The organism is Promicromonospora kroppenstedtii DSM 19349 (assembly GCF_000515355.1).
Taxonomy (GTDB): Bacteria; Actinomycetota; Actinomycetes; order Actinomycetales; family Cellulomonadaceae; genus Promicromonospora; species Promicromonospora kroppenstedtii.
The window spans coordinates 47,104-51,095 of the sequence record NZ_KI911653.1 but is presented as its reverse complement, the minus strand read 5'-3'; the positions used below and the strand labels follow the sequence as shown (position 1 = coordinate 51,095).

The 3,992-nt window shown below is 72.6% G+C and carries 4 protein-coding genes and 1 pseudogene; 3 read left to right on the top strand and 2 right to left on the bottom strand.

The features are described 5' to 3' along the window. Positions 1–918: ABC transporter ATP-binding protein (locus PROKR_RS10495; RefSeq protein WP_036962915.1), on the bottom strand; the 918-nt coding region annotated here is incomplete at its 3' end. 43 nt (positions 919–961) lie between these two features. Between PROKR_RS10495 and PROKR_RS10490 the strand changes: the two genes are divergently transcribed. The 3 genes from PROKR_RS10490 (at position 962) to PROKR_RS10480 (ending at position 3,468) form a co-directional block, all read left to right on the top strand. Continuing rightward, positions 962–1,621: an ABC transporter permease gene (locus PROKR_RS10490; RefSeq protein ID WP_036962881.1), complete on the top strand. Its 660-nt coding sequence runs from the start codon at positions 962–964 to the stop codon at positions 1,619–1,621. Beyond that, on the top strand, positions 1,618–2,301 hold the full coding sequence (locus PROKR_RS10485) for an ABC transporter permease (protein WP_020013239.1): 684 nt from the start codon (positions 1,618–1,620) through the stop codon (positions 2,299–2,301). The genes PROKR_RS10490 and PROKR_RS10485 overlap by 4 nt, the downstream gene beginning before the upstream one ends. Before the next feature lie 135 nt (positions 2,302–2,436). Next, entirely contained in the window at positions 2,437–3,468 is a 1,032-nt protein-coding gene (locus PROKR_RS10480) for a glycine betaine ABC transporter substrate-binding protein (protein ID WP_036962879.1), read from the top strand. Positions 3,469–3,576: 108 nt separating this feature from the next. Here the strand turns inward: PROKR_RS10480 and PROKR_RS10475 are convergent. After that, a pseudogene (locus PROKR_RS10475) lies at positions 3,577–3,992 on the bottom strand (pyridine nucleotide-disulfide oxidoreductase); the annotation flags it as partial.

The following is a 3,992-nucleotide window of genomic DNA, read 5'->3' as shown; positions in this document are numbered from 1 at the left end:
CGTCTCCCCCACCACCGGCACGCGCCCCATGGCCGACGCCGGCAGCGCCGCCACCGCCTCGAAAGCGTCGGTCAGGCGCGCGCCGAGCCGCACGGGAGCGGGCGCTGGCTGGACGATCCGGTCGGCGCCGTCCAGGTCGGTCGTCTCCACCCGGGCGAGCGAGAGCATCCGCGAGGCCGCGCCGTCGCCGATGAAGTCCCGCACCCGTTCCGACGCCGGGTGGGCCAGCACCGCGAGCGGGCTCGCGACCTGCTCCAGCTTGCCGCCGCGGGACAGGACGGCGATGCGGTCGCCGAGGCGCGCGGCCTCGTCGATGTCGTGCGTCACGAGGATCACCGTGGTGCCCGTCTCCTGCTGGATGCGCTGGAACTCGGTCTGCAGGTGCCGGCGGAACTCCGGGTCGACGGCGCCGAACGGCTCGTCCATCAGCAGCACGGGCGGGTCCGTCGCCAGGGCCCGTGCCACGCCGATGCGCTGGCGCTCACCGCCGGACAGCTCGTGCGGGTACCGCTTCGCGTACGTGGCGGCGGGCAGACCCACGAGGTCCAGGAGCTCGGCCACGCGCGCCCGCGTGCGCCGCCGGTCCCAGCCGAGCAGGCCGGGGACGGTCGCGATGTTCGCCTCGACCGTCCGGTGCGGGAACAGCCCGACGTTCTGGATCACGTAGCCGATGCGGCGCCGCAGGGCCACGGGGTTGCTGTTGGTGACGTCCTCGCCGTCGAGCAGGATCCGGCCCGACGTCGGCTCCACCAGCCGGTTCACCATGCGCAGCGTGGTGGACTTGCCGCAGCCGGACGGGCCGACGAGGGCGAGCACCTCGTGCTCGCGCACGGAGAGGCTGAGTCCTTCGACGGCGACGGTGCCGCTCCCGAACTCCTTGCGGACGGTGTCGAGCTCGATCACGGTGCGAGAAGCCATGTGCTCGAACCTACCGGGTGACGGGCACGATAGGTTTTACGGCATGCCCGGCAACCCGTGGTTCTCCTGGTCGTACGTGGTCGACAACGCGCCCCTGATCTGGCAGCGCACCGTCGAGCACGCCGGCCTGACGATCGAGGCGGTCGCGATCTCGGCCGCCATCGCCATCCCGCTGGGGGCACTGGTCTCCCGGTCGCGGTGGCTGGCCGGGCCGGTGCTCGGCACGGCGGCCGTCATGTACACGGTGCCGTCCCTGGCGCTGTTCGCGATCCTGGCGCCGCTGCTCGGGATCGGCCGCACACCGGTCCTGGTGGGCCTGGTGGTGTACGCGCTGCTGATCATCCTGCGCAACACGGTCGCGGGGCTGTCGACCGTGGACCCCGCCGTCACCGACGCCGCCCGCGGGCTGGGTTACGGCCCCGGCCGCCTCCTGGTGCAGGTGGCCATGCCGAGCGCGCTGCCGAGCATCATCGCCGGCCTGCGGCTGGCCACCGTGTCCACCGTCGCGCTCGTGACCGTGGGCGTCGTCGTCGGGTACGGCGGGCTGGGGCAGCTCATGTTCCAGGGCTTCCGCAACAACTTCTACCGGGCCGAGATCATGACGGCGACGCTCGCGACCATCGCGCTCGCGCTCGTGCTCGACCTGGCCCTGTGGGCCGTCGGCAGACTCCTGACCCCCTGGCTGCGCGGGAGGGCCGCATGAGCGCCCCCACCGGCGTCCTCCAGGAGGCGATCGTCTGGCTGAACGACCCCCTGACCTGGACCGAGCCCGGCGGCATCCTCGAGCTCGCGGGCGAGCACCTGGTCATGACGGCGATCGCCGTGGCCGTCGCCGCCGCCGTCGCCATCCCGACCGGTGCCTGGCTGGGGCACAGCGGCCGGGGCGCGGGCACCGTCGTCTGGCTCACGAACGCGTCCCGCGCGCTGCCGACGCTGGGCATCATCCTGCTGCTCGCCGCGGGCGGGCTGTTCGGCAACACCGCCACCGTGATCGCCGCGGCGTTCTTCGCCGTACCGGTGCTGCTGGTCAACACCTACGAGGGCGTGCGCGGCGCCGACCCCGACGCCAAGGACGCCGCGCGCGGCATGGGCATGAGCGACGGGCGCATCCTGCTGCAGGTCGAGCTGCCGCTGGCCACGACGCTGGTCTCCGCGGGCCTGCGGGTGACGATCGTGCAGGTCGTCGCCACGATCCCGCTCGCCGCCCTGGCCGGTGGCGGCGGCCTGGGCCAGATCATCGCGCTCGGCATGGGCACGCAGCGGTACGGCGAGGTGCTGGCGGGCGGCATCGTGGTCGCGGGGCTGTGCCTCGCGATCGACGGTGTGCTCGCGATCGGCCAGCGCCTGACCACGCCGGCGCCGCTGCGGGTCCGCGCGGGCTAGAAGCCGCAGGACGGCCTAATGTAACGACATCCTCACGAGCGGGTTTATCCCTTGCCATCGACCGCTCACCGGGGTCGAATGGGACAGATCGAAGCGGTAGAACAGTTGTACGCCACCCACGTTCGGAGACATTCGATGAAGTTCCCCCGCACACACGTATCCCTGCCCCGCGCGCTCGGCGCCGCGGCAGCCGTCGTCTCCCTCGCGTTCCTGACCGCCTGCGGCGAACCCGGTTCGGCCGGGGGCGGGGGCGGGGGCAGCGAGACCGGCGGCAGCAGCCTCGCGGCCTGCGAGGCGGTCCCCGGCGACGAGCTGGTGGTGCTCGAGGACGACAAGCAGCTCCAGACCGTCGACAACATCATCCCGGCCGTGAACGCGGCAGCGGTGGAGGGCGACGACACGCTGATCCCGCTGCTCGACACCGTCTCCGCGGCGCTCGACACCGACACCCTCATCGGCCTGAACAAGGCCGTCGACGTCGACCGCCGCACCTCGAAGGAGGTCGCCGAGGAGTTCGTGGCCGACGCCGGACTCGACGATCCCGAGCAGAGCGGCAGCGGCAAGGTCGTCGTCGGCGCCGCCGACTTCGCCGAGAGCGCCACGCTCGGCACCATCTACGCGACGGTGCTGAACGCCGCCGGGTACGACGCCGAGGTCACCACCATCGGCAACCGCGAGGCCTACCTCCCCGCGCTGGAGGACGGCAAGCAGGTCCAGGTGATCCCCGAGTACGTGGGCACGCTGACCGAGTTCATCAACAAGGACGTCAACGGGGCCGACGCCGAGCCGGTCGCGAGCAGCGACCTCGACGCGACGGTCGAAGGCCTCACAGGCCTGGGCGAGGAGGTCGGCCTCGTGTTCGGTCAGCCGTCCCCCGCGCAGGACCAGAACGCCTTCGCCGTGACCAAGGCGTTCGCGGACGAGCACGGCCTCACCACGCTCAGCTCGCTCGCCGAGGCGTGCGGTGGCCTGGTGCTCGGCGGCCCGCCGGAGTGCACGGAGCGCCCGTTCTGCCAGCCGGGCCTGGAGGAGACCTACGGCCTGGAGTTCGCGGAGTTCCGCTCGCTCGACGCCGGCGGCCCGCTGACCAAGTCCGCGCTGCAGCAGGGCGAGGTGACGCTCGGCCTGGTCTTCAGCTCGGACGGGTCGCTCACCCCGACGAGCTGACCTGCCGCTCGCAGTTCCCTTTCGAGGCCTGAGTTTCTTCGCTCTGAGCGGCCTCAGAGCGAAGAAACTTAGGCCTCGAAAGGGTTGGTGGCCCGGGTCAGGGGCAGATCACAGGCCGTAGGACTCCAGGAACCGGATCCAGACCTCGCTCACCGTCGGGTACGCCGGGACCGCGTGCCACAGCCGGTCGAGCGGCACCTCGCCGACGACGGCGATGGTCGCGGCGTGCAGCATCTCGCCGGCGTCGGGCCCCACGAAGGTGGCGCCCACCAGCACCCGCCGCTGCGTGTCGACCAGCACCTGGGCCCGCCCCGTGTACCCGGGGCCGTCCACGCTCGCGCCCGCCATCCACGACAGGTCGTACGACACGGCCTCGACGGGGATCCCGGCCGCGCGCGCCTCGCGCTCCGTGGGCCCCACCCAGCCGACCTGCGGCCTCGTGAACACCACCTGGACGCGCGCGCCGTGGTCGGCGGTCGCGGCGTAACGCGACCACGCTCGCCCCTCCTGCCCGACGGCGGGCC